1 protein-coding gene is annotated in these 1,924 nt (G+C 29.6%); it reads left to right on the top strand.

Annotated features, from left to right (window positions below):
* The first annotated feature begins 292 nt into the window (after positions 1–292).
* Positions 293–1,840: a TlpA family protein disulfide reductase gene (locus tag ACFSR8_RS14665; protein ID WP_380293357.1), complete on the top strand. Its 1,548-nt coding sequence runs from the start codon at positions 293–295 to the stop codon at positions 1,838–1,840.
* Positions 1,841–1,924 lie beyond the last annotated feature (84 nt).

Genomic DNA, 1,924 nt, shown 5'->3' with positions numbered 1-1,924 from the left:
CAAATAACTTTTCTTGGTAATCTTTCTTGCCTTGCATACAGAAAGATACGAATTTTCTGTATATTTAGCGAGTGGTTGTGCAACAGGCACACCGTGTATAAAACATAGCTATTATAGGCTTTTCGGGAGGTTTTTGTATATTTACAAAGTACGCCAAATTTTTTATTTGGTTATATTTAGAAAAGAAAATTAAACATAAAAATAAAAAATTCGGCTCGTGCTAAATCCGAAAAGTTAGCGTTTATTTATACGCTACGTTTCATACACAATACCGTTGGCAACAAGCTGAAAAATGAAATACACATTGAACATATTACTTCTGATTTTAACCTTGGTCTCTTGCAAAAAGGAAAATGAGAAGATTGTAACTGAAAAACCGAAGCCAAATCAGATTGTTCTTATTTCAGTAAATGCACCGAATAAATATATTCATTTAATTAAACAAGATAGTGTCGGAAAAAAGTTAAAAGATAGTTTAGGACCAAAAGCATTTTATAACAACAATGGCTTCACATACTTGGACTATATGAACAATATCCAAACTTGGAGACCAAAGGCAAACGTATCAGATACAATTACCATAGAAACCTATAATGACTATCTAGAATTATCCACAAATAACTTTTTTACTTCAATAAAGGAAACTTTTTTAGTCCAAAATGGAGACACAGTTATATTTAACTACGAACATAATATTCCAAAAGCAAAAATTACTAATAGAGAGGTAAACGACATAGAACTCAATTACAATAGTTATCGACTCAAAAAATTATTTGACAATAAATACACCAGTCATTATCTAATTTTTGGCAATATGTTTTTAAATGAAAATTTTAAAGACTACAAGCAAAAATCCCTCGAATACTACAACCAAGCAAAGTTGGACTTTACAGAAGAGATTAAACTTTTGGACTCTCTAAAAAACAATAATTTAATTTCTAAAACAAACTACTTCTACCGCAAGGATGCCCTGAATATGTTAATGGAAAAGCATAAAAAACTAAAGAATATTAAAAAATGGTTAGAACAAAACAAATCTTTGAGAAATAAAGAAACTATTGAACAAGTTTTTGGGTTTGACTTATCAGAAACAGATTCTTTAATGAAATTTTCATTTTTTAGAGATTATTTAATCAATATTTCAGAATACGATTTGGAATTTATAGAGGAAAACAATGGGAATTCAGGTGGGTTTTACATAGATTCAAGAATAAGATTTGACTCAATCGTAAAAGACAAACGATTTAATCAAACAGCAAAAAATTTTCTGTTGTTCAATGCTTACAATGGTATTGGTCAAAATTTCAGGGTAAAAGACAAGAAAGAATATTTTAAGAAGCTTCAGGAAAGCACTACCAGCATAGAACAGCTAGATAAACTAAAAAAAGAATATAAACTTGATTTCAGTAAATCGAATGAGTTAGTTATGACAAGTATGAAAAACGACACTCTGACTTATCGCAATCTTTTAGAAAACAATAAAGGGAAATGGCTTTATATTGACTTTTGGGCAAGTTGGTGTAAACCTTGCAGAAAAACAATGCCTGAATCTAATAAACTCAAAAAAGAATTCAACGAGGGAAATATTGAGTTTATTTATTTAAGCCTTAATGACAAAAAAGAAAACTGGAAAAAAGCAATTGAAGTAGACGGAATTTCGAATAGTCAAAATTATTTTATAGAAAATGGGAATGTCTCACAAGTTATAGAAGATTTAAGAGTTAAAACAATTCCACATTATCTGATTTACAGTCCAAATGGAGAACTAGTCAATGGATTTGCTAATCGACCTGGACAAGGAGCTAAAGAACAATTGAAAAAATTAATAACTGGACAATGAAGCCAGTTGCCAACAACGTATCCTATGAAAAGCCCTAGTCCAGTTCTCTAAAGATAATTAATATTTTATTTTTTTACTTAAACC

Source organism: Hyunsoonleella rubra, from assembly GCF_042684665.1.
Taxonomy (GTDB): domain Bacteria; phylum Bacteroidota; class Bacteroidia; order Flavobacteriales; family Flavobacteriaceae; genus Jejuia; species Jejuia rubra.
The sequence above is the reverse complement of the archived record's forward strand: the minus strand, read 5'-3'. Positions and strand labels throughout refer to the sequence as shown.

Coding starts and splice junctions, on each gene's coding strand:
- ACFSR8_RS14665 (WP_380293357.1), top strand. CDS start 293: ATGAAATACACATTGAACATATTACTTCTGATTTTAACCTTGGTCTCT.